This window comes from Acinetobacter sp. NS-4 (assembly GCF_037402435.1).
Taxonomy (GTDB): Bacteria; Pseudomonadota; Gammaproteobacteria; order Pseudomonadales; family Moraxellaceae; genus Acinetobacter.
Map to the genome: position 1 here is coordinate 41,766 of NZ_JBBEUE010000001.1, position 22,450 is coordinate 64,215.

The 22,450-nt window shown below is 42.4% G+C and carries 20 protein-coding genes and 1 pseudogene; 9 read left to right on the plus strand and 12 right to left on the minus strand.

The window, feature by feature from the left end; translation table 11 throughout:
- Positions 1 to 236 precede the first annotated feature (236 nt).
- A complete protein-coding gene (locus tag WAE57_RS00195; RefSeq protein WP_337707532.1) occupies positions 237 to 1,586 on the minus strand; it encodes an amidohydrolase in 1,350 nt (449 codons plus the stop codon).
- 313 nt (positions 1,587 to 1,899) lie between these two features.
- On the opposite strand from WAE57_RS00195, the gene WAE57_RS00200 reads away from it, so the two are divergent.
- Positions 1,900 to 2,481 carry a hypothetical protein gene (locus WAE57_RS00200; protein ID WP_337707533.1) on the plus strand — a complete coding sequence of 194 codons (582 nt, stop codon included), beginning with the start codon at positions 1,900 to 1,902 and terminating at the stop codon, positions 2,479 to 2,481.
- A 312-nt stretch (positions 2,482 to 2,793) separates the two neighbouring features.
- On the opposite strand, the gene ruvB is transcribed toward WAE57_RS00200, so the two are convergent.
- The 3 genes from ruvB to WAE57_RS00215 all read right to left on the minus strand — a co-directional run bounded on the left by ruvB (position 2,794) and on the right by WAE57_RS00215 (position 6,109).
- Positions 2,794 to 3,795, minus strand: coding sequence for a Holliday junction branch migration DNA helicase RuvB (gene ruvB / locus WAE57_RS00205; protein WP_237786321.1), 1,002 nt, complete (start codon positions 3,793 to 3,795; stop codon positions 2,794 to 2,796).
- A 247-nt stretch (positions 3,796 to 4,042) separates the two neighbouring features.
- Entirely contained in the window at positions 4,043 to 4,645 is a 603-nt protein-coding gene (gene ruvA, locus WAE57_RS00210) for a Holliday junction branch migration protein RuvA (protein WP_237786322.1), read from the minus strand.
- A gap of 123 nt (positions 4,646 to 4,768) precedes the next feature.
- Positions 4,769 to 6,109 (minus strand): deoxyguanosinetriphosphate triphosphohydrolase, encoded by a 1,341-nt coding sequence (locus WAE57_RS00215; RefSeq protein ID WP_337707534.1) that lies wholly within the window; start codon positions 6,107 to 6,109, stop codon positions 4,769 to 4,771.
- Between the two features lie 448 nt (positions 6,110 to 6,557).
- On the opposite strand from WAE57_RS00215, the gene purL reads away from it, so the two are divergent.
- Entirely contained in the window at positions 6,558 to 10,391 is a 3,834-nt protein-coding gene (purL, locus tag WAE57_RS00220; protein ID WP_337707535.1) for a phosphoribosylformylglycinamidine synthase, read from the plus strand.
- 212 nt (positions 10,392 to 10,603) lie between these two features.
- Entirely contained in the window at positions 10,604 to 10,735 is a 132-nt protein-coding gene (locus tag WAE57_RS00225; protein WP_269091506.1) for a KGW motif small protein, read from the plus strand.
- Positions 10,736 to 10,967: 232 nt separating this feature from the next.
- Here WAE57_RS00225 and WAE57_RS00230 read toward each other — a convergent pair whose 3' ends face one another.
- Complete coding sequence (locus WAE57_RS00230) at positions 10,968 to 13,472, minus strand: acyl-CoA dehydrogenase (protein ID WP_337707536.1); 2,505 nt, start codon at positions 13,470 to 13,472, stop codon at positions 10,968 to 10,970.
- Positions 13,473 to 13,845: 373 nt separating this feature from the next.
- On the opposite strand from WAE57_RS00230, the gene WAE57_RS00235 reads away from it, so the two are divergent.
- Positions 13,846 to 14,163 carry a YqfO family protein gene (locus WAE57_RS00235; protein WP_337707537.1) on the plus strand — a complete coding sequence of 106 codons (318 nt, stop codon included), beginning with the start codon at positions 13,846 to 13,848 and terminating at the stop codon, positions 14,161 to 14,163.
- A gap of 178 nt (positions 14,164 to 14,341) precedes the next feature.
- Here the strand turns inward: WAE57_RS00235 and WAE57_RS00240 are convergent, their stop codons facing one another.
- Together WAE57_RS00240 and WAE57_RS00245 are read right to left on the minus strand one after the other, a co-directional pair.
- The gene (locus WAE57_RS00240) at positions 14,342 to 15,109 is read right to left on the minus strand and encodes a nitroreductase family protein (RefSeq protein WP_337707538.1); all 768 of its coding nucleotides are present in this window, start codon (positions 15,107 to 15,109) and stop codon (positions 14,342 to 14,344) included.
- 104 nt (positions 15,110 to 15,213) lie between these two features.
- Positions 15,214 to 16,014 (minus strand): enoyl-CoA hydratase, encoded by an 801-nt coding sequence (locus WAE57_RS00245; RefSeq protein WP_337707539.1) that lies wholly within the window; start codon positions 16,012 to 16,014, stop codon positions 15,214 to 15,216.
- Between the two features lie 104 nt (positions 16,015 to 16,118).
- On the opposite strand from WAE57_RS00245, the gene WAE57_RS00250 reads away from it, so the two are divergent.
- The 4 genes and pseudogenes from WAE57_RS00250 (at position 16,119) to WAE57_RS00265 (ending at position 18,198) form a co-directional block, all read left to right on the plus strand.
- A complete protein-coding gene (locus WAE57_RS00250) occupies positions 16,119 to 16,688 on the plus strand; it encodes a nicotinate-nicotinamide nucleotide adenylyltransferase (RefSeq protein ID WP_237786331.1) in 570 nt (189 codons plus the stop codon).
- A 46-nt stretch (positions 16,689 to 16,734) separates the two neighbouring features.
- Positions 16,735 to 17,298: a YceI family protein gene (locus tag WAE57_RS00255; RefSeq protein WP_337707689.1), complete on the plus strand. Its 564-nt coding sequence runs from the start codon at positions 16,735 to 16,737 to the stop codon at positions 17,296 to 17,298.
- A 48-nt stretch (positions 17,299 to 17,346) separates the two neighbouring features.
- Positions 17,347 to 17,562, plus strand: a pseudogene (locus WAE57_RS00260) (nicotinamide-nucleotide adenylyltransferase); the annotation flags it as partial.
- A 57-nt stretch (positions 17,563 to 17,619) separates the two neighbouring features.
- Complete coding sequence (locus WAE57_RS00265) at positions 17,620 to 18,198, plus strand: YceI family protein (protein WP_337707540.1); 579 nt, start codon at positions 17,620 to 17,622, stop codon at positions 18,196 to 18,198.
- A gap of 39 nt (positions 18,199 to 18,237) precedes the next feature.
- Here WAE57_RS00265 and WAE57_RS00270 read toward each other — a convergent pair whose 3' ends face one another.
- Complete coding sequence (locus WAE57_RS00270; RefSeq protein WP_337707541.1) at positions 18,238 to 19,134, minus strand: LysR family transcriptional regulator ArgP; 897 nt, start codon at positions 19,132 to 19,134, stop codon at positions 18,238 to 18,240.
- A 118-nt stretch (positions 19,135 to 19,252) separates the two neighbouring features.
- Between WAE57_RS00270 and WAE57_RS00275 the strand changes: the two genes are divergently transcribed.
- On the plus strand, positions 19,253 to 19,852 hold the full coding sequence (locus tag WAE57_RS00275) for a LysE/ArgO family amino acid transporter (protein WP_337707542.1): 600 nt from the start codon (positions 19,253 to 19,255) through the stop codon (positions 19,850 to 19,852).
- 78 nt (positions 19,853 to 19,930) lie between these two features.
- Here the strand turns inward: WAE57_RS00275 and WAE57_RS00280 are convergent, their stop codons facing one another.
- The 4 genes from WAE57_RS00280 to queE all read right to left on the minus strand — a co-directional run bounded on the left by WAE57_RS00280 (position 19,931) and on the right by queE (position 22,398).
- Positions 19,931 to 20,389 (minus strand): peroxiredoxin, encoded by a 459-nt coding sequence (locus WAE57_RS00280; RefSeq protein WP_337707543.1) that lies wholly within the window; start codon positions 20,387 to 20,389, stop codon positions 19,931 to 19,933.
- Between the two features lie 154 nt (positions 20,390 to 20,543).
- Positions 20,544 to 20,957: a hypothetical protein gene (locus WAE57_RS00285; protein ID WP_086175586.1), complete on the minus strand. Its 414-nt coding sequence runs from the start codon at positions 20,955 to 20,957 to the stop codon at positions 20,544 to 20,546.
- A gap of 13 nt (positions 20,958 to 20,970) precedes the next feature.
- Entirely contained in the window at positions 20,971 to 21,642 is a 672-nt protein-coding gene (gene queC / locus WAE57_RS00290) for a 7-cyano-7-deazaguanine synthase QueC (RefSeq protein WP_086175585.1), read from the minus strand.
- Positions 21,643 to 21,687: 45 nt separating this feature from the next.
- The gene (queE, locus tag WAE57_RS00295) at positions 21,688 to 22,398 is read right to left on the minus strand and encodes a 7-carboxy-7-deazaguanine synthase QueE (protein WP_237786337.1); all 711 of its coding nucleotides are present in this window, start codon (positions 22,396 to 22,398) and stop codon (positions 21,688 to 21,690) included.
- Between the last annotated feature and the right edge of the window lie 52 nt (positions 22,399 to 22,450).

Sequence of the window (22,450 nt, forward strand, 5' to 3'; positions counted from 1 at the left end):
TCCCGCTTTATGATTCAATTTTGCATTTTGAGCTTGGCTTTTAGTAAATATGGCGTCTGTGAATGCGACGCTATTATTGCCAAGAGTCAAGCTGTGTAATGCGTTGCAGTTTAGCATCATGAAATTTGAGTCCAATGGCACAAGGTTTCAAATGGAATCTATTCTACAGGCAATCAACAAAACTTTGAGATATAAAAAAGTGAGCACAGGATGCTCACTTTTATAACAAATGTCATTTATTTTTTTGCAGTTTGGCTCTTTTTCCAGTCTGCCTGTACTTGTTCGGCAACCTTTGGATAATCCAGAATAAAGCGCACATGGCTTTCTACCCCGGTTTTTAAAGTCGCATTATCAACAATAAATAACGGGTTATGGTTAGGTGCGGCTTTGGCCATGTCCTGATCGGCAGGCGTTGCGCCTACAAAGACAAACAAAGACGGCATGAGCTGACCATAATAAGAAAAATCTTCACTGGCACTGGCATTGTTGTCCAGTACATGCAGTTTATCTTCTCCATTCACCTGAGCAAGTGTAGGCTGCATCAGCTTGGTTAAGGTTTTGTCATTGGTGGTCACAGGCGCATATGGCGCAATTTCCACTTTTGCAGTGACATCATTTGCAGCGGCATTATGCTCAATCATTTTCGGTAGGTCTTTTAATATTCCTTGGCGCACATCTTCATTATTGGAACGGATTGTACCCACCATATTGACTTGATCTGGAATAACGTTACCTGTTGTACCACCGTGAATGCTACCAATACTCACCACGCCCATACCTTTGGTCAAGTCCGCCTTCCTGCTGACTAAACTTTGCATATTGTTGATCATTTGCGAAGAAGCATAAATTGGATCACGACCAAGCCAAGGCATGGAACCATGTACCTGTTTACCATTTACTTGAATGCGTAAATGATCAGCACTGTTCAGAATCGCGCCATCTTTATATAAAATATTACCGCTTGGCATACCCGCCATCACGTGCATGCCGAAAATGACTTCCGGTTTAGGATTGTTCAATGCACCATCGGCAATCATTTTACGTGAACCGATTAAATGGCCTTGGCTAAAGTTATCGACATCGGCTCCGCCTTCTTCAGCAGGTTGGAATACGAATACCACGATGCCTGCAATTTTATCTTTATTCGCCGCTAGGGCTTTGGCTGCGCCCAATAACATGGCTATATGCGCATCATGACCACAGCCATGCATGACATGCGTTTCTGCACCTTGATACATGGCTTTGGCTTTACTTGCAAAAGGAAGTCCTGTTTTTTCTTCAATGGGTAATGCATCCATATCTGCACGGAGTGCCATGACTGGACCGGGTTTAGCGCCTTTCAGTACACCAATTACACCGGTTTTGGCATAACCTTTACGCACTTCAATGCCATAGGATTTCAACTCTTTTTGTACCAGCTCAGAAGTTTTGAATTCCATGTTGCCAAGTTCAGGATGCTGATGAATATGTTCCCGCAGCTTAATGGTGTGGGCTTCTACATTTTTAATGGAATCATCAATCCAGTCAGCAAGGCTGAGTTGGCTACAAAAGATAAATGGAAGGCAAAGGGAGATCTGCTTGTACATGTTCATATCTTGGGAGAACCTTAAGAGTTTGAAATAGTTAAAGTGACTTTTTAGAATTGCATATTGTTTTAAATTTAATCAAAACTCTGTAGGTATCTTAAATATACTTTTAAGGTATAATTTATTTTAGTGATTGGAATATAAGGTTTTTATTGATACTTTTACTTTGTAAATTTATGTATCTTACTTTGGAATTAGCTTTTATAAATTGTGGTTGTTGTAAAAGTTAATTTTCGGATCTGTGACCCCGAGATTTAATCCGATTCCATTTATTATTAAGTTATTACAGCATAACTAAACATACGAGATTTAGATGAGTCGCTTTTTGAAATACATAATTATTTTAGCCTTGGGGTTTGCACTGTGGAATTACTGGCTGAAACCGGATAAAGGTATTTCAGAGGCTGCTGATTATCAATCTGCTCAAGGAATCCATCAGTTTCAGGGGTATCGTATAAACAATCTGGAAGCTTATACGGGCGAGTTTCGGGTTTTATCAAGAGAAGACTATAGTTTTGGGCGAGAGGCGGAACTTAGTCCAGTTGATTTTGCTTTGGGATGGGGCAGCATGACCAATCCTGCTGTTTATAAGCAGTTGTCGATTAGTCAGAGCAACCGCTGGTATTACTGGCGTTATGAAAATGCTCCACCCATTCCAGTCAATGAAATTTCAACGCATAGTGCCAATACGCATTTAATTCCTGCCTCGAAACAGATTGCAAAGCAGCTGAAAGCTATTGATCAGGACGATTTGATTTATTTAAAAGGGCAATTGGTTGAAGTCACGGCTGCTGATGGCTGGAAGTGGCGCAGTTCTTTAAGTCGTGAAGATACAGGGAATGGTGCGTGTGAGTTGATGCTGGTAGAAGAGGTGAGGGTAATTTCTAAGTCTTAGATCTTTTTTAAGTACGGATATGATTTTGTAAGGAAAATAAGTTAATAGAACTAGGTTGTATGCACATCTTCAAATATTATACTTGGTTTATTTTTTATTTGCGTAAGGTTTACTTACTTTTGGCGGGACAAAAGTAATAAAATCCCTTTGTTGGATTGAAGGTATGTCCTGAGCCAGTTTTAAGCACTGCTTTAAAACGCGGCGCAATGGATGGCTAATGTGTGGCATCCCTGCCACACTCGTATATCCAAAGCTTCCTTAAAATAGGCTATGAAATACTAATGAACCTAAGCTGCCTTTTCAAATTACTTATCACTTCGGCTCTGGTGGTGTCATTCCAAACTGCAAATACGCCATATTAGTGGCAATACGACCACGTGCTGTACGCATGGTATAACCTTGCTGAATCAGATAAGGCTCAATTACATCTTCCAGAGTACCTGAATCTTCTGCCATTGCCGCTGCCAAAGCTTCCACACCGGCAGGCCCACCATCAAAACGTTCTAACAGCATGCTTAAGTAACGACGGTCTAATGTATCTAAGCCATCTTTATCGACATTCAACATGTCCAATGCACGTTGCGCCATATCCTGAGTGACTTCACCCGTACCTTTGACTTGAGCATAGTCACGCACGCGACGTAATAAACGGTTGGCAATACGTGGTGTACCACGTGCACGACGGGCAATTTCTTGTGCACCATCAGCGGTCATCGGAACGTCCATTAAGCTGGCTGAACGTGAAACAATGTGCGTCAGGTCTGCAACTGAATAAAATTCTAAACGCTGCACAATACCAAAACGGTCACGTAGCGGTGAGGTGAGCAAGCCTGCACGAGTTGTTGCTGCCACCAAGGTAAATGGCGGTAAATCCAGCTTAATGGAACGTGCACCGGGTCCTTCACCAATCATGATATCCAGCTGGTAATCTTCCATGGCCGGATAAAGAATTTCTTCAATCACTGGAGAAAGACGATGAATTTCATCAATAAATAAAACGTCGCCCTCTTCCAGATTGGTCAGCATGGCAGCCAGATCGCCGGCACGTTCCAGTACCGGGCCGGAAGTTGACTTTAAATTACCGCCCATCTCGCGGGCAATAATATTGGCCAGTGTGGTTTTACCTAAACCCGGTGGGCCAAAAATTAAAGTATGGTCGAGTGCTTCACCACGTCCGCGTGCGGCGCCAATAAAGATTTCCATTTGCTCGCGTACCACCGGTTGACCAATGTAGTCATCGAGGGAAGTGGGGCGAATGGCACGATCAAAATGATCTTCGGGTTTTTCAGAACCACTGATGAGACGGTCTTGCATATTAAGTCAGTTCTATTTTCGTGAATTCGATTGTCGCGTTATGGTCATACATAGCACATTTAGTTGCACGGCCGCGAATGATGAAAGATATTCACTGCTTTCGCGTAGGCGATGCCTTACTTTTGACAGGGCAAAAGTAACAAAACCCTTTGCAGAAATATGGCATGTCCATATGCCATATTTCTGCGGCAGCATCCATGCTGCCTTTCATTGCATCTATTTACACCTATAACTTCAAATTATGAGGTTATTTATTCATCGATTTTAATGCGGCGCGAATAATATCAGAGGCCTCGGTGAAGTCACCTTTGGCTGCATTCACCAGTTTCTGTGCTTCTAAAGGTTTATAACCTAAAGATTGCAAGGCAGCTTCGGCTTCAGCAACAGCCGAGTTACCACTAAACTGGATTTGCTGTGCTGATGCAGGATTATTGGCAGTGCCGGCAGACATCGCTTTAAAACGGTCACGCAGTTCAATCATCAAGCGTTCAGCGGTTTTCTTGCCTACACCCGGAACTTTCACCAAGCTGTTGATATCTTCATGTTCAACGGTATGAATCAGCATTTCTACACTTAAGGTCGATAAAATGCCGAGTGCCATTTTAGGCCCCACACCGTTGACTTTCAGCAGGGTACGGAAAATGATTTTCTCTTGAGCATTCAAGAAGCCATATAAAAGCTGAGCATCTTCACGAACGGCAAGATGCGTCCATAAGGTGACTTTTTGGCCTTTCTGTAACTGGCAAAATGTAGAAAGCGGAGTATCCACTTCATAGCCCACACCATTTACATTTAACAGTACTGTCGGTGCTTCTAAAGCCAGTACTTCACCAATGAGACATCCAATCATTTTGAGTTTTTCACTTATCTATCGTTGGTTGCATAGTAGTGAGCATTTGCATGAAAGGCAAAATGCACACGTCATAATTCTTTAAAATAAGCAGAAATTTCAGCCAAAATATCTGCAAAATCTTTATATCAAGCCTGCCTTATTGCCTTGTAGCTCTTGTGACAGGTTATAGGCCTGATGGTCAGAGAACTTCGAAATAATATCTAGCACCTGCATAATATTTTCATAGTGGTTACTTTGAAAATTCACCCCTGCACGCTGCAACATCGACATCAGGCGTTGTTCTTTAAAGCTCAGGGTTTTATGCGGTGTGGTCAGGGGAATAAAAGCATCTAAAATATTTTGCAGGCTTTGATGCGCAATAATTTCCAGTCCGGCCTTTTGCGGATGTTCAAAGATTTTTTCACGGGCCAGATTTTTTGCCCGTTCAATGCCGCGTTCAATATCTTGAGAGCAGTATTGCAATAAGCTACCTTTAAGTTGGCCTGACAAAATCTCATAGTGATGTCTGGCAAAGGCACTCGTGACTTCATCTACCAGTCGTTTCATCACACGACCACGTAAAGCGGCAATTTTTTGCTGCCATGTGGTGGTTGGCATAGACAGTTCTTGAGGTGTTCCATAATCAGCAATCAGGTCAAGGAAAATGGGTTCCACTTCTTCATAAGATAGCATGTTTAAAATAATGCCATCTTCCAGATCAATCAGGGCATAGCAGATATCATCTGCAGCTTCTAATAAATAGGTCAGTGGATGACGGCAATAATGATATTCACCCAACTGAATTAAACCCAGCTGTTCAGCAATTTGCTTCAAAATCTCTTTTTCGGACTGATAACAACCGAATTTTGCCCGCTGACTGGCCGGACGGTCGCCTTGTGAGGCAATTGTTTTAGACAGCCACGGATATTTAAGATAAGCGCCTAAAGTTGCATAGGTCAGGCGCATACCGCCATCATTTGGGTGGTAGTCAATTTTAGTCAGCAAACGTAAACCTTGGGCATTGCCTTCAAATTGACGTACATCGGCTTGTTCTTCAGGCGAGAGCTTTGCTAAAAAGTTGCCATGTGAAGCATCATCAAACCATTCGCGAATCGCATATTCACCGGCATGCCCAAAAGGTGGATTGCCAATATCATGCGCCAAACATGCGGCCTGAATAATGGCACCGACATCGGCAGGGGAAATCCAAACCGGGAGTTGATCTTTGATTTTTTCCGCGGCCAGCATGCCCAGGGAACGTCCAATACACGACACTTCAAGCGAATGGGTTAAACGGGTGTGAATGCCATCGTGTTGAGTTAGCGGGTGAACCTGGGTTTTACGGTTCAGCTGGCGGAAACTTTGTGAGAAGATAATGCGGTCATAATCTTTATGAAATGGGCTACGTGCCTGTTCTGAACTTTGTTTTTTGCTACCCATACGAACTGTCGAAAGCAGTTCTAACCAACGCATTTGTTCCATTTATCATTATTCAGTGAAGACCTGAATTCATCATGCCAAAAAAAAGTGCCACAGACTAGAGCAGCACGACATGATTTGTCTCGCTAATCAAATGCAGAACAAATCGTGCTCATTGCAGCTTATGCGGGTGAGTCGACAAGAGAGCATATAAGCAGATAAAAACAAGATTCAAACGTGATGCGGTAACTATAATTGAAAATAGGGATTCAGAATAAACTCAAGTCGTTGCGATAATATTTAGAAACAAGATATTAATGGCTCAAATTTAGATAAAATTCAAAAAAATTATCTGAAAAATAAAATATTCTTGCGTGTTCTTGAGTGAATTGATGGCACATTCGTGAATTTCTATCTAGCTGATTTTGCCAATACACAGTAGAATATGCGCTCTCTCTAAGTCACATTGGCGGTATGGTCCAAAAGACCTGCCCGTGGAGCCAAAATCAGCATGTTTATCGTGGCCGGTGCACCAGCACACTCTTCTTTTAAGAAAACTCAACTCTTAAACCGTCTCGCGTCAATGAGTTCTGTTCAATCAATTGAAAGTCAATGGATTTATCTGTTTGATCAAGCGCTCAACGAGCAGCAGCATCAATCTGCATTACAATTATTAAACGATGGTGCTTCTTTTGAAGTTCGCCAAGCGGCAAATGATGAAATTCAAATTTTAGTTACACCGCGTTTAGGAACAATCTCGCCGTGGTCTTCTAAAGCGACTGATATTTTTGCCAACTGTAATACCCCGATACACCGCCTAGAACGCGGTGTTTTGTTTACTTTAAAGGGTATTTCCGAAGTATCTGATGAAGTTAAACAAGTTTTGCATGACCGCATGACTGAAAGTGTGTTTCATCAAATTGAAGATGCTGCGGCATTATTCTCTGAGACTGCACCAAAGCCTTTAAATAGCATCGATATTTTAGGTCAGGGCAAACAAGCACTGGTTAAGGCCAACTCTGAATTTGGTTTTGCACTTTCTGATGAAGAAATTGATTATCTAACCGAAGCCTTTATCAAGATGGGTCGTAACCCGCATGACATCGAACTGATGATGTTTGCGCAAGCGAACTCAGAGCATTGCCGTCATAAAATCTTTGGTTCTGAATGGACAATCGATGGTGAAAAACAGCCATTGTCATTGTTCCAGATGATTAAAAATACCTATAAAGAATCTCCTACAGACGTTTTATCTGCCTATAAAGATAACGCTTCTGTAATCGTGGGCTTTGATACGCAGCGCTTCTATCCTAAAAAAGACGAAGCAACCGGTCACCACATTTATAAATACAAGAGCCAGGCCGCTCACATCTTAATGAAAGTGGAAACGCATAACCATCCAACAGCGATTGCACCATTTGCCGGTGCTGCGACTGGTTCAGGCGGTGAGATTCGTGACGAGGGTGCAACAGGGCGTGGTGGTAAACCAAAAGCAGGTTTAACCGGCTTTACTGTTTCAAACTTGAACATTCCAGGTTTTGAACAGCCGTGGGAAGAAAACTACGGCAAGCCATCACGTATGGCATCTCCACTTCAAATCATGATTGAAGGCCCATTGGGCGGTGCTGCATTTAACAACGAATTTGGTCGTCCAGCCTTAAATGGTTACTTCCGTACCTTCGAACAAAACGTAAATGGCGAAGTGAAAGGCTTCCATAAGCCAATCATGATTGCTGGTGGTTACGGTAACATCCGTCCTGACCATGTGGAAAAAGATGCGATTCAACCGGGCGATTTACTGATCGTGCTTGGTGGTCCAGCGATGCTGATCGGCTTAGGCGGTGGTGCTGCATCTTCAGTAGATAGCGGTAAGCTGGGTGAAAACCTGGACTTCGCTTCTGTACAGCGTGAAAATCCGGAAATGGAACGCCGTTGCCAGGAAGTGATTGATGCCTGCTGGCGCATGGAAGATTACAACCCGATCGTATCTGTACATGACGTGGGTGCGGGCGGTGTATCCAATGCGATGCCTGAGCTGGTCAACGATCATGAATTAGGTGCAGTCCTTAACCTGCGTAAGATTCCATCGCTTGAGCCAGGCATGTCTCCAATGGAGATCTGGTCGAACGAAGCGCAAGAACGTTATGTATTGGCAATTCGTCCAAGTTCTTTAAGCCTGTTTGAATCACTTTGTGCACGTGAGCGTTGTCCGTTTGCAGTGTTGGGTGAAGCGACTGAAGCTCGTCACTTAACCGTTGAAGATCCATTATTTGAAAACAAAGCCGTGGATATGCCAATGCAAGTGATGCTTGGCGGTACACCACGCATGAGCCGTTCATATGAAACGATTGAATGCAAAGGCGATGACTTTGATGCCACTCAAGTGGATTTGAAAGATGCGATTTTCCGTGTACTTAAAAACCCAACTGTTGCGTCTAAATCATTCTTGATCACTATCGGTGACCGCTCAATTACCGGTATGGTTGCGCGTGACCAGATGGTCGGTCGTTGGCAAGTTCCTGTAGCAGATGCTGCAGTCACTACAACCAGCCTGGTCGGTTACACAGGTGAAGCCATGGCGATGGGCGAACGTCCACCGGTTGCATTGCTCAATCCAGCGGCTTCTGCACGTTTGGCTGTAGCTGAATCAATCAGTAACATTATGTCTGCAAAAATCGACCAGATCAGCGACATTAAATTGTCTGCAAACTGGATGGCTGCAGCAGGTCAAAAAGGTGAAGACCAGGCGTTGTTCGAAGGTGTGAAAGCCATTGGTATGGAAATGTGTCCTGCTTTAGGAATTGCCATTCCTGTAGGTAAAGACTCATTGTCTATGCGTACCACCTGGAATGACGAAGGCGAAAATAAAGCAGTAACTTCTCCAATGTCAGGTGTAATCACTGCATTTGCTCCTGTGACTGACGTACGTCAAACATTGACTCCTGAACTGAAAAATGAAGATTCAGTACTGGTACGTATCGACTTGTCTAAAGGTCAGTTCCGTCTAGGTGGTTCGATCCTGGCTCAGGTGTATAAAGCCATTGGTTCAGTAACGCCTGATGTAGACAGCTTCGAAGATTTCAAAGCATTTTTTGCATTGGTGCAGGACTGGAACAACCGTGGCTTGATCAAGGCTTACCATGACATCGGTGATGGCGGCTTGTTAGCTACTGTTGCAGAAATGATGTTCGCTTCACGTCTGGGTGTGGCTTTAGAAGATCAATCTACTGCAAGCCTGTTCGCTGAAGAAATTGGTGCAGTTCTGCAAATCACTACTGCTGATTGGGAAGCGTTACAGGCAGAAATCGCTGAATCTTCACTTAAAGATGCAATCACTGTAGTAGGTAAAGTGAACAATACTGACCAATTGACTATCAATGGTCTGGTACTTGAACGTGCTGATCTACAAGTAGCATGGACTGAAGTTTCGCATCAAATCCAGCGTCTACGTGACAACGTGGAAACTGCGGATTCAGAGTTTGCCTTAATTACAGACAAGAATCACAAAGGTATTATCGCTCAGCCTACATTTGACTTGAACGAACCTGTAGAAGCACCGTATATCAATTCACGCCGTCCAAACATGGTGATTTTACGTGAACAAGGCGTAAACGGTCATGTGGAAATGGCTGCGGCATTTGACAAAGTTGGCTTCAACACTGTTGACGTACATATGAGCGACTTGCTTGCTGGTCGTATCAGCCTGGACGACTTTGAAGGTATTGTGGCTTGTGGCGGTTTCTCTTACGGTGACGTAATGGGCGCAGGTGGTGGTTGGGCTAAATCGGTTCTATTCAACCCTAAACTGCGTGACCAGTTCGAGAAATTCTTCCATCGTCAAGAAACCTTCTCTTTGGGTATCTGTAACGGTTGTCAAATGTTGTCACAATTGGCTCCACTGATTCCGGGTGCAGAAAACTGGCCGCGTTTCCACCGTAACACTTCTGAAGTGTTTGAAGCGCGTGCAGTCAACGTTCGTGTAGAGAAATCTCACTCGATCTTGTTAGACGGTATGGAAGGTTCGATTCTTCCAATCGCTGTAGCACACGGTGAAGGTCGTGTAGTTGCAACTGAAGACAAGATTGCTGCATTAAATGCAGGCAACCAAGTCAGCCTACGTTATGTAGATAGCTTGGGTAATGCTACACAGCAATATCCATTGAACCCGAACGGTTCACCAGAAGCGATTACCGGTGTGACTTCGAAAGACGGTCGTGCAACAATTATGATGCCGCACCCTGAACGTAACTTCCGTGCAATTCAGCATTCTTGGAAACCTGAAGAATGGACTGAAGATGGTGCATGGTTACGTATGTTCCGTAATGCTCGTAAGTTTATTGGTTAATATTTCCCGAATTTAAAAAGCCACCTTCGGGTGGCTTTTTTATTTTTAATTTTTTTAATTTTTATTTCTCCTGCTGGACTTGGTTTGGATTTTGCTTTTATATTGGTGTGAAAGATAATTTGTGTGTTTTATGCACAATGACGATGCAATATGGAAGAAAGATGGTTCACTAAATATAAGTTCAGAATTGAATCTCTAAGCGAGGTGACACAATGCTAAAAACTGCAACCTATACAAATGTTGATAAAGCGACTTTACGTAAGAAAGGCTGGATGTTTTTTATGGCAGTCGTAGGGTTACAAATGCTGTTTTTGATCGGTAGCTATTTGCTTCAAAGTTCTTAATTTTTAGATTGAAAAAGCCACCGTGAGGTGGTTTTTTTGTGCTGGCTATTTTAATAAAGTCATAGCTTCGCTGATTGTGCAAAGTTTTAATGAATAACGCGTAAGCAATGTTTTACTTTTGAAAGGTCAAAAGTAACAAAACCCTTTTATTTGGCAGAAGATACATCCTTGTATCTCTGCCAAATGTGCGACATCCATGTCGCTAGTCATGTGATTTAGTCTTTGAGAGTTCTTAAGGAGATAACGGTTCCTGCTGCTTCGGATCAGGCATAGGCGCCGTTTCTTCTTCCTTGTTATAAGGATTTTCCAGTGCTAATGGCTGCTCAAGTTCAGAATCAAATACATCAGTCAGCATACTGTCGTAACGTTTAGCATTATAGGTTGCCAATTTTGATGCTTCATCTTCAGTTATAAAACCGATTTCTACGGCATCTGCAAGACGTTCATCAAAAGTTAAGCCTTTAAATTGACCTTTAGATTCTGCTTTCTTGAATTTATCCCACAGTGGTTCTATTTCCAGCAACATGTTAAATGTTGATTCCATACGACCAGTCACATCATTTTCCGCAGTGGTGTAAAACACGTGTTTTTTCAATTCCTCGCGGAAAGCATTGTCCTGCATAATGATATCACCAGCCTGTTGTTTCAAAGCATCACTTGGTTTTTTCAAAGGTCGGCCCAACGGAAAACAGATAAATTTGATCAGACCGGCTGCCATACCTACCGGGAAGTTTTCAAACAAGCCATAGAATGCTTCTTGAGCATTGTAAAGTGATTTTTCCAGCGCCAGTTTGGCATGAACCTGTTCAGCCTCAGTTTTTTTGCCATGTTCATAATATTTAATTATCGCCGTGCTAATAAAAAGATTGGCATGAATATCGGCCAGGCGGCCGGACAGCATTTCTTTGCGCTTAATATCACCGGCGAGCAGTCCCAGACACATATCGGCAGTGACTGAAAAGTCGGCACTTAAACGGTTAATAATCTTGTAATAGGGACGGCTAAACTCATCTACACTTTTCGGTGCATCGGATGAGCCACCGATATATCCATAAGCGAATGCACGTGCAGTACGATTCAAAGTATAGCCTAAGTGTTTAAACAGCATATCGTTAAAAGTGGTCAGGGCAGTATCTTTATCCTTGGCTTGTAGCAATTGTAATTCCTCAAACAAATAAGGATGGCAGCGCATTGAACCCTGACCAAAAATCATTAGGGAACGACTTAAAATGTTTGCACCTTCCACGGTAATTGACACAGGTATGGTCTGATACATTAATGCCAGAAAATTGCGCGGACCCATTTGTACCGCACGACCGCCGACCACGTCCATGCCATGATTGACCACATGGCGCATGGTTTCAGTGGCGTAGTATTTGGCCATTGCTGTCATGACAGCAGGTTTGCCGCCCTGATTCAGTCCACAGGTGACTAGGTAACGAAAGGCTTCCAGCATATAAGTTTCGCTGGCAATATCACTGGTTGCCTCCTGTACACCTTCGAATTTACCGATAGAAATTTTGAATTGCTGGCGGATTTTGGCGAAAGCACCTACGTTTAGATAGGTCATTTCACTTGCGGCAGTGGATAGCGCAGGAAGGGAAATACCGCGACCTACTGCTAGACATTCCATGAGCATACGCCAGCCTTTGCCAATATTTTTTCTGCCTCCAATAATCCAGTCCAGTGGAATAAAGACATCTTTACCATCCACCGTTCCATTCATGAAGGGTACGCCCGGATTGTGTCTTGGCCCTACTTTTACACCCTCATGGCTGGCAGGAATCAGCGCACAGGTGATGCCATATTCCATTTTGCTTTTATCACCCAACAAACCTTCCGGATCGTACAGCTTAAAAGCCAAACCTATGACGGTGGCAATTGGGGCTAGGGTAATCCAGCGTTTGGAGAAATTCATTCGTAGGCCAAGTACTTGCCGACCATCAAACTCGCCATAACACACCACGCCGGTATCGGGAATGGAACCAGCATCTGAACCTGCCTCAGGGCTGGTGAGGCCAAAGCAGGGGATTTCTTTCCCTTTGGCCAAGCCCGGTAAATAACGGTTCTTTTGTTCTTCGGTTCCGTAATGAAGGAGTAACTCGCCCGGCCCTAAAGAGTTAGGCACCATACAACTGACCGCTGCTGTTAAGGAGCGCGAAGCGATTTTGCTCATAATGCGGCTTTGGGCAAATGAACTAAACTCGCGACCGCCGTATTCTTTGGGAATAATCAGGCCTAAAAAGCCATTGTCGCGAATATAAGTCCATGCTTCGGGAGGTAGGTCTTTATAATTATGGCGAATTTCCCAGTCATTCAGCATCGAGCATAATTGTTCTACTTCATGATCTAAAAAAGACTGTTCTTCTTCTGAAAGGGTGGGATAAGGATAACTTTCGAATTTAGACCAGTCGGGTGCGCCCATAAACAGGTCTTTTTCCCACCAGCTGGTACCTGCATCCAAAGCTTCGCGCTCAGTGGTGCTCATTGTCGGCATGGCATTGGCCAGCATCTTATAGGCAGGTTTGGTGATGAATGCCATTCGTAATGAATCAATCATCACAATTAAACTGATGAGGATGAGCGGAATACCAAAAATCAGCGACCAGGGACTGATAAATGTAGTAATGACAGCCACAATAATAGTTGTAATAGCACCGGTATTTCGACTCAATCCAAAAAAGAAGATGGCCCATACTGTAAAAAATTGAATAAGCAGACTGATGATGAATAGCATTTATTGTCTCCAGTTGCTTACACCAGTACAAAGCCAGAGAAACAGTAAAGGATATCTGGAAATCGCAAGATAACTTATTGCACTGTTTTATTAGAATGACTTTGGGTGTAATAAAAATATTGTTGTTAAGATCGGGAGGCGAATGAAAAACTTCTATCCCGAATTTATAAAATTAAATCTTGTTTTTAACATAGAGTGTTTTTTGAGTAGTGTAAAAGATTGAACTGTAAGATAAATGTCACGAAAAGTAAGGGAATATTGTATATGCAGGTGTTTAGATTTTCATTTTTTGTATGGCTTCATAAATAATGTAAAACGATTCATCGACATGAAGCCTTATTATAAGATTCAATTTATTTAAAGGATGAGTTGCATGCTGAAACTGATTTATTACGTCCCTGAATCTCATTTGGAATCGACAAAACTGGCAGTGTTTGCAGCAGGTGCAGGTGGAGTAGGCAATTATGAACACTGTGCCTGGCAGGTATTAGGTACAGGGCAATTTAAGCCGCTAAAAGGTGCAGATCCTTTTATTGGTGAGGTCGGAGAACTGGAACAGGTAGAGGAATGGCGGGTGGAAACCATTGTGCCTGAAAATCAAGCATCCAATGTGGCAAAAGCACTCAAGGCTAGCCATCCGTATGAAGAGCCTGCGTTTGAGTTTATTCAGATGGTGGATATAAATTATTGATGATATTTGATTGGTGAAAGGGTGACATGGATGTCACCCGCTAGCCAGAGGTTCAGGGATGAACCTTCTGGCTAGCAAAGATTTTGGTTACTTTGATCTTTCAAAGTAACGTAAATGCCTATGCAAATTTAAACTGAGTTATGACAGCATATGAGGCTGTGCCAATTGATTATTCAAATCAAACCTTTTGAACAAATAACTCACGATCAAAACGGTATTGCGGGAAGAACACGCCGTCTTTAGCCCGTTCACCGGCAGCAATCACCATCACAGGATATTCCTCATCATTGAGATTTAAAATTTTATTGACCATAGGCTCATCAAAACCTTCCATCATGCAACTGTCAAAACCATAAGCCCTTAAAGCCAAAACCAGATTTTCACAAGCTAAAGCTGTGGTTTTGCTTGCCCAAAGTTTTGCATCTGCCGGGTTAAAAGCAGTTACTGGCAATTGCTTATCCAGTGTACGTGCAATTTTGAAAGCAACTTTCTTAAAGTTACCCAGAGCATTGAAATAACCCGTTTTATAATTATATGGAATAAACTTGTAATACTTCTGCACAGCAGCAGGTGTTTCCGGAAATGGGAACTCGGAAATATTCATCTTTGCCATTTCATCAATACGGTCGGTACGTGCCACACAAACAATTAATTCCGAAGCTGTTTTTGCTGCAAGCTGGCTTAAACAGGCTTTGACCAGCTGTTTCTTTTTGGAAGAGTTCTGCACCACATAAAAAGTCCAAGGCTGTAAATTGGATGAGTTTGGGGCAAGCAAGGCAAGATCTAAACAGTCATCCAGTACTTCTGCAGGAATGGGTTTTTTCGTAAATTTACGTACAGAACGACGGCTTTGTACGACTTTTTTAAAGTTTTCAACATCAATATCTGTTGGGGCTGGCTCAAAATAACGTTTCTTTTCAGTTTGGGTTTCGCTTGATTGGGTCATCTTTGTTTACTCAGCTTTTAAAGCTTGAAATTTAGATCTATTAAAACGCATAAAGCCACCGAACAATGTCATTATTCAGTGGCTTTTCATTTAACTATAAAAAATTAGTTAAATTGTGCAAAATCTGGTTTACGCTTCTGCATAAATGCAGCAACAGCTTCAGCCATTTCAGGTGAAGATACACGCTTCATAAAGATTTCAGCTTCATCATCAATACAGCCAATAATTTCTTCAAGATTGTGCTTCATTAAGGCTTTGGTCTGTTTGATCGACGCTAGAGGAAGTGCAGCCAGAGTTTGTGCCTGTTTCAGTGCAGTAGCATAAACGTCATCTTCAATGCTATTTACAATTCCAGCACTCAAGGCTTTTTCGCTGTTAATTTTTTGTGCGGTGAATAGCAACTCTGCTGCTTTATGATAACCCGCTTGCTGGATTAACAGTTTGCTTGAAGCACCTTCAGGAGAAAGCCCAAGGCTGACAAATGGAATCTGGAACAGGGCAGTGTTATCACTATAGACCAGGTCAGCATGTAACAGAATCGTTACCCCAATGCCAATCGCTACACCGCGTACAGCGGCAATCAAAGGCTTGGAAAATTTTGCAGCTGATTTCAAAACCACGAATGGAGGTGCATCACCGGCTTTACCTGCAAGAGGGGTCTGGATAAACTTCATGAAATCCTGCATGTCGTTACCGGCACTGAAGTCGGCATCCGCACCACGCAAAATCACCACGCGAACCTCTTTATCCTGATCGGCTTCATCCAGTGCCTGGGCAATTTTTAGATACAGCTCGCCGTACAAGGCATTTTTAGCTTCAGGACGATTAATGGCTAAGGTAAGCACCCCATGCTCTAAATTCGCATTCAAATGTTGATGTGGTTGTTGAATACAGCTCAGTGTCATCGTACTATCCTTGCTTTAAAATTTAATTTGATTTTATGGCGTTTATTATGTCGCATATTTATTTTAGCGGCACAACTCACGAGTCATAAAAAATTTGAACCGTTATGAACTATACATTTGATTATCTGGTTTTCATTGGTCGCTTTCAGCCCTTTCATCTGGCACATATGCAAACCATTAAAATTGCATTGCAGCAAAGCCAGAATGTGATTCTGGCTTTGGGCTCGGCACAGAATGAACGCAATATTAAAAATCCATTTAGTGCTTCCGAGCGTGAACAGATGATTTTGTCCAACTTTTCAGAAGCAGATCAACAGCGGATCAAGTTTGTGCATGTGATTGATGTGTATGACGATCAAAAATGGCAACAACTGGTGCAATCTTTGGTAACTGGCGTAGTCGAGCCCGAAGCGAAAGTCGGATTAATTGGTCACTTTAAAGATGAATCTTCCTATTATCTGAAGCTGTTCCCGGAATGGCAGATGGTAGAACTGGACAGCCTGGTCGGGGCAATTTCAGCAACGCCACTACGTGAAGCTTATTATCGTGGTGAAATTATCGAATCGGCTTTTCCGCTCGGAACCAGCGAGTTTTTACATAAGTTTAAAAATACTGAGACTTATCAACAATTGGCACATAAGTTTGCAATGAACGATAAAACAAATCTGAGCTGAAGCTGTTTTAAGTATTGAGTTCATTTAATTGTTAGGCAGCAACATGATGAATCTATTCTTAAAAAATATTGTTTATGCAGGATGTCTCTCAGCTGTTTGTATGTCGGCAGTTTATGCCAAGAGCTGGAGCTTGACGCCAAAAAGTGATGTAGGCTTTAGCATTAACTCATTGGGCTTGACTGTAGTGAAGGGGAGTTTCCAGCAATTTAAGGCAACAATGCAGTTTGATCCGCAAACACTGCAACAGGCATCAACAGAATTTACCATGCAAGTCGATAGCCTGAATGTTTCCAAACCAGGTTTAAAAAATATGATTATGGGTGAGGACCTGTTTTATACCTCACGCTATAAAACAGTGAATTTTAAAAGTACCCAGTTTAAACCGCATGCTACCAACAGATATCGGATTCGGGGAAATCTAACCTTGCGTGGTGTCACCCGTCCAGTTGTGTTTGATACCATCTTAACGCCCAACAACAACAATCCAAATCTGCTCGATGTGAAATCAACTACCGTGATTAACCGCTCGGATTTTGGCATGAAAAAAGCGAGTACTGGTGTGGGTGAAAAGGTGAGTATTCATCTGATTGGGCAATGGAAAGCTATATAATTCAAATACATTTTTAATTGGACCATTTTAAGAAAATTGTCTTAAGATCTAAAATTCTTCCCGGAATGGGAGATGGTGGAACTTGATAACCAGATCGGCGCAATTTCAGCGACCCCGCTGCGTGAAGCCTATTATCGTGGTGAAATTATCGAATCTGTTTTTCTACTCGGAACCAGCAAGTTTTTACACAAATTTCAAAAAATGCCCATTTACCAACAATTGCAGGACAAATACCTGACCCAAGATAAAACCAATCTTGCATAATCTTCAGTAAGCTACTAGGTCGAGGCAAGCCATTGCAGCGATTCAGGAGTGGGTAAGATGAACCTCAACACAAGCTTGAAATGTATCTTCATTATGGGTGTCCTCAGCTTAAATATTAACGCGATCAACGCGTATGCCAATACCCAGCAGTGGTCGCTCACGCCAGCAACTTATGTCGGTTTTGATATCAAGTCGATGGGCTTTTCGATCGTAAAAGGCAAATTTGAGCAGGTTCAGTCCAGTATGAGCTTTGATCCCGCAGTCCCACAAAATGCCTCTGCCCAGTTTGTATTGAATGTGAATAGCTTGAGTCTGACAATGCCATCGCTCAGAAATTTAATTTTAGGTGAAGATTTCTTTTATGCTGAAAAATACCAGACCGCAACATTTACCAGTCATCAATTCATCGCTTTAGGCAATAATCACTACAGCATAAAAGGGGATTTATCCTTGCGTGGCGTGACCCAGCCGGTAGTTCTGGATACCCTTTTAAAACCCAATCCGACCAATCCCCAGCTGCTGGATGTTGAAGCTAAAACAGTGGTTAAACGCAGTGACTTTGGTATGAAAAAAGCATTCGGCGGCATAGGGGAAAAAGTCAATATTGAGGTCTTTGGCCAGTGGCAGCCCAAATAACGCAGCATATCCATCTGAAACCAGTTTTTGTGGATCGGGTTATTGCTCATTCATGTGATGTGGTGCATTTTCCAGCAAGTCTAGCGTCAATTGTTGTAATAGTGCAGATTGCTGCTTCCAGTGATGCCAATACAGTTTCATCTCGGTTTTGGCATCCGGAATCACTTCAATCAATTTTCCTGTTTGAAGATCATCACCCATTTGATATTGCGGTACTAAACCAAAGCCTAAACCCAAATGTACTGCTTCTACAAAGGCAGTCGAGGAGGGAATAAAATAATGCGGATAACTTTGCTGGTTCAGACCAAACAAGTTCAGGATCACCTGATGATGCATTAAATCTTTACCATTAAAAATAATGGCTGGAGCATGTCTTAAAGCATCGCGGTGAATTCCATCTTTAAACCACTTTTCTACAAAAGAAGCTGTTGCCACCATGTGGTAAGTCATCTGTCCCAAGTAATGCACTTCACAGCCTTTCATGGCAGTGGATTCTGTCGAGATGCAGGCATTGACCAAACCGGTTTCAAGCAGTTGATGGGTTTGGGTCTGGTCATCCAGAGACAGTTTTAGCGCAATCTTTTGCTCAATCAATGTGCTTTGCAGGACTTTAAGTAGCCAGGTCGATAAAGAGTCGGCATTGGTGGCAATACTGAATTGATGAAACTCATGCTGGCTGGATTGCCCCATGAACTGTTGTAACAGATTCTGTTCACGTAGGCGTTGATGCTGTAAATGTTCTAACAGCTTTTGACCGGCTTGCGTCACCCGGCAGGGACGTTCGCGCAGCAATAAAATCTTTCCCAAATCTTTTTCTAAAGCCTGCACCCGTAATGTGACCGCAGAAGCGGTAATACACAGCCGCTGTGCAGCTTCGTCAAAACTGCCGGATTCCGCAACGGCAAGAAAAGCTTCACAGGATTTACTTGAGAGCATGGTAATAACCTAAGAAAAATTTAGTAAGATTGATATTTTCTTAATCATACTTAATTTAGGCTTTGAGCTGGGATAATTCACTACAGGATTTTTGAATTATTTTTAAGATTTAGTACGTATGTTAAATAGTGCTTTACACGGTTTTGCCATGGCTTTAAGCCTGATTGTGGTGATTGGTGCACAAAATGCTTTTGTATTGAAACAAGGGATAAAACAGCAACATGTTTTTGCCATTTGCCTATGTTGTGCCTTGTCTGATGCAATATTGATTTCAGTAGGAGTACTGGGATTTTCAGAACTGGTTTTGTTGCATCCGGATTGGCTGAATATTGCCAAGTATTTGGGTGCGACTTTCCTGTTGATATATGGGGCACAACATTTTTATCAGGCCTGGAAAGGGGAGCAGCGTTTAGACCTTACTCAAGACGAAGTACCTTGTTTATGGAAGGTCCTGTTGATTTGTTTAGGCTTAACTTGGCTGAACCCACATGTGTACCTGGATACAGTGGTGTTACTCGGCTCAGTCTCGACCCAATATCCCAACACGCAACTGTATTTTGCCCTAGGGGCAATCAGTGCATCATTCCTGTTCTTTTTTAGCTTGGGCTATGCAGCACGTTATTTGCAACCGATGTTTCAACGCCCACAAGCCTGGAAAATACTGGATCTAATAATTGGCTGCGTGATGTGGTCTATTGTCATTTCCTTATTGAAATAAGTAGATGCACAACACAAAAGAAAAAGGCATGAGCAATACTATTTCTAGTTAAAATCATGCCTTTTTTATAGGGGGAAATTAAGCGGCTTGCAGAGCTTTCAAGTCTTCAAGCACTTGTTCTGCATGCCCTGCGGCTTTGACCTTACGGTATTCTTTTAGCAGTTCGCCGTTATGGAAAATAAAGGTTGAACGCTCAATACCCATGACTTTTTTGCCATACATATTTTTTTCTTTAATCACATCAAAAAGATTGCACAGAACTTCTTCTTTATCGCTAATCAGGTTAATGCTCAGATTTTGTTTTTCGGTAAAGTTTTGATGGGCTTTTACCGAGTCACGTGAAATACCCAGAATTGTAGTATTCAAGGCATCAAACTGGTCTTTCAGGCAGGAAAAACCGATCGCCTGTGTAGTACAGCCCGGGGTAGAATCTTTAGGATAAAAATACACAATCAGCCATTCGGTCGGTATTTCAGTCAGGTTAATTTCACCGCTTGTGGTTGGGAAGGTTTGATTGGGCAGCGTAATAGCAGACATGTGTGGATCCTTATAAAGTCGAATTTATCATATTGATCTTAAGTTTATGCTGACATGATAGCGAATTTAGTCCTGCTTATGCTGAAGTTGGGATATAAATTTCAACCATAAAAAAGCCTGCAACGATGCAGGCTTTTATTCAATCTAAATCAACTTATTTTTTAGGTTGTTGAGCAGATTTCATTGCTTCTTCAGTCAGGCTTTTAAGTTTTCCGGTCAATTGTGGGCCGAAACAAGCTTGTAAGTCTTTATTTTGTTTTTGTACAAAAGCTAAAGTCGCAGGGCTTTTCTTTTGGTTAATGGTACTTTGGATTTCCCATTTTTGTGCATTGGTTAAGCGACCATCGGCTTCAACTGCACAAGTACAGTATTTGCTTACTTCAGATGAGCTAAGTTTTTTACTTTTACCAGTTTCTTCTTTACAAACATTAATTAAAGCAGATTTTACATTAGTGCTTTTATAAGCTTCTTGAAGCTTATTTGTTTCAGCTGCATTTGAAGCAGTAGCCATTAATGCAACCGCAGAAACCAATGTAGAAAGAATAATGTTTGACTTCAAATTTTTCATGTACTGTACCCTGTTATGACGGTATATAACGTGTCGGATCGGCGATACCCGCATCAGCAAAACCTTGTTTACGTAAGCGGCAGCTATCGCATTTACCACAAGCACGTCCTTGGTCGTCTGCTTGGTAGCAAGACACCGTTTGACTATAGTCTACGCCATGTTCTATACCTAAGCGAATGATATTTCCTTTAGATAAATGTAACAAAGGTGTTTCAAATTTAAGAGGTTTTCCTTCTACACCCACCTTGGTTGCCAGGCGCGCCATGTTGGCAAAAGCCTCAATAAATTCAGGGCGACAGTCAGGATAACCTGAATAATCAACGGCATTAATCCCAATTACAATCGCTTCTGCACCAAAAACTTCCGCTGCAGCGAGCGCATAAGACAGAAATATGGTGTTACGTGCTGGAACATAAGTTACAGGAATACCTTCTTGTTCATGTTCCGGCACATCAATGCTGTGGTCTGTTAACGCAGAGCCGCCGAGGTTACCTAAATCAATATTAATGACACGATGTTCTACACCAGCACGTTGTGTTAATGCTCTAGCCGCATCCAGTTCAGTGGTGGAACGCTGACCATACATGAAACTTAAAGCAATACATTCATAACGTGCTTGCGCCCAAGCCAAACAGGTTGTTGAGTCTAAGCCGCCAGATAACAAAACTATGGCACGAGGGCGCATATTCAAATCTCCAAACAAATATAGGTATTCAAGAACAGAAATAAATTAACGACCAGTTTCATCATTCCAGAGCAATTTATGCAATTGTAACTGGAAACGAACAGGGAGATGGTCTTCTAAAATCCATTGTGCTAAATCACGGGCAAGTTGAGGCAAACGTACTGCACCTTTTTCCACCGCAAAAGCAGGCGAGAACCAAACGGTACTCACTTTATCGGCGAGTTGGTATTGTTCAACCTGCTGTTTTGACCATTCATAATCTTCCCGATTGCAAATCACGAACTTGATTTGGTCATGCTGGGTTAAATGATCGAGATTACTAAGCAAATTTCGTGCAACTTCACCGGAAGTCGGGGTTTTTAAATCGAGTACTTTAGAAACGCGCGGGTCGACTTTAGACACATCTAAAGCACCACTGGTCTCAAGTGAGACTTCACAGCCCAAGTCGGCTAAACGCTGCATCAAAGGCAGGGCGTTAGGCTGTGCCAGTGGTTCACCACCAGTCACACAAATATAAGGGGTTTTAAAATCGAGCGTGGTTTGAATAATATCTTCTAGTGATTGTCGCTCGCCACCTTCAAAAGAATAGGTGGTATCACAATAGGTGCAGCGTAAAGGACAACCGGTTAAACGAATAAAAACCGTAGGCAAACCCGCAGCATTGGCTTCACCTTGCAATGAATAAAAAATCTCCGTGATGCGTAAACCCGCAGACGGATCAGAAACAGGAATAGCGGAAGATCGAAGAGTATTCATAACAAAAAATTACCACACCAAAAAATGACAGAGCACAAAAACAAAAATCCCT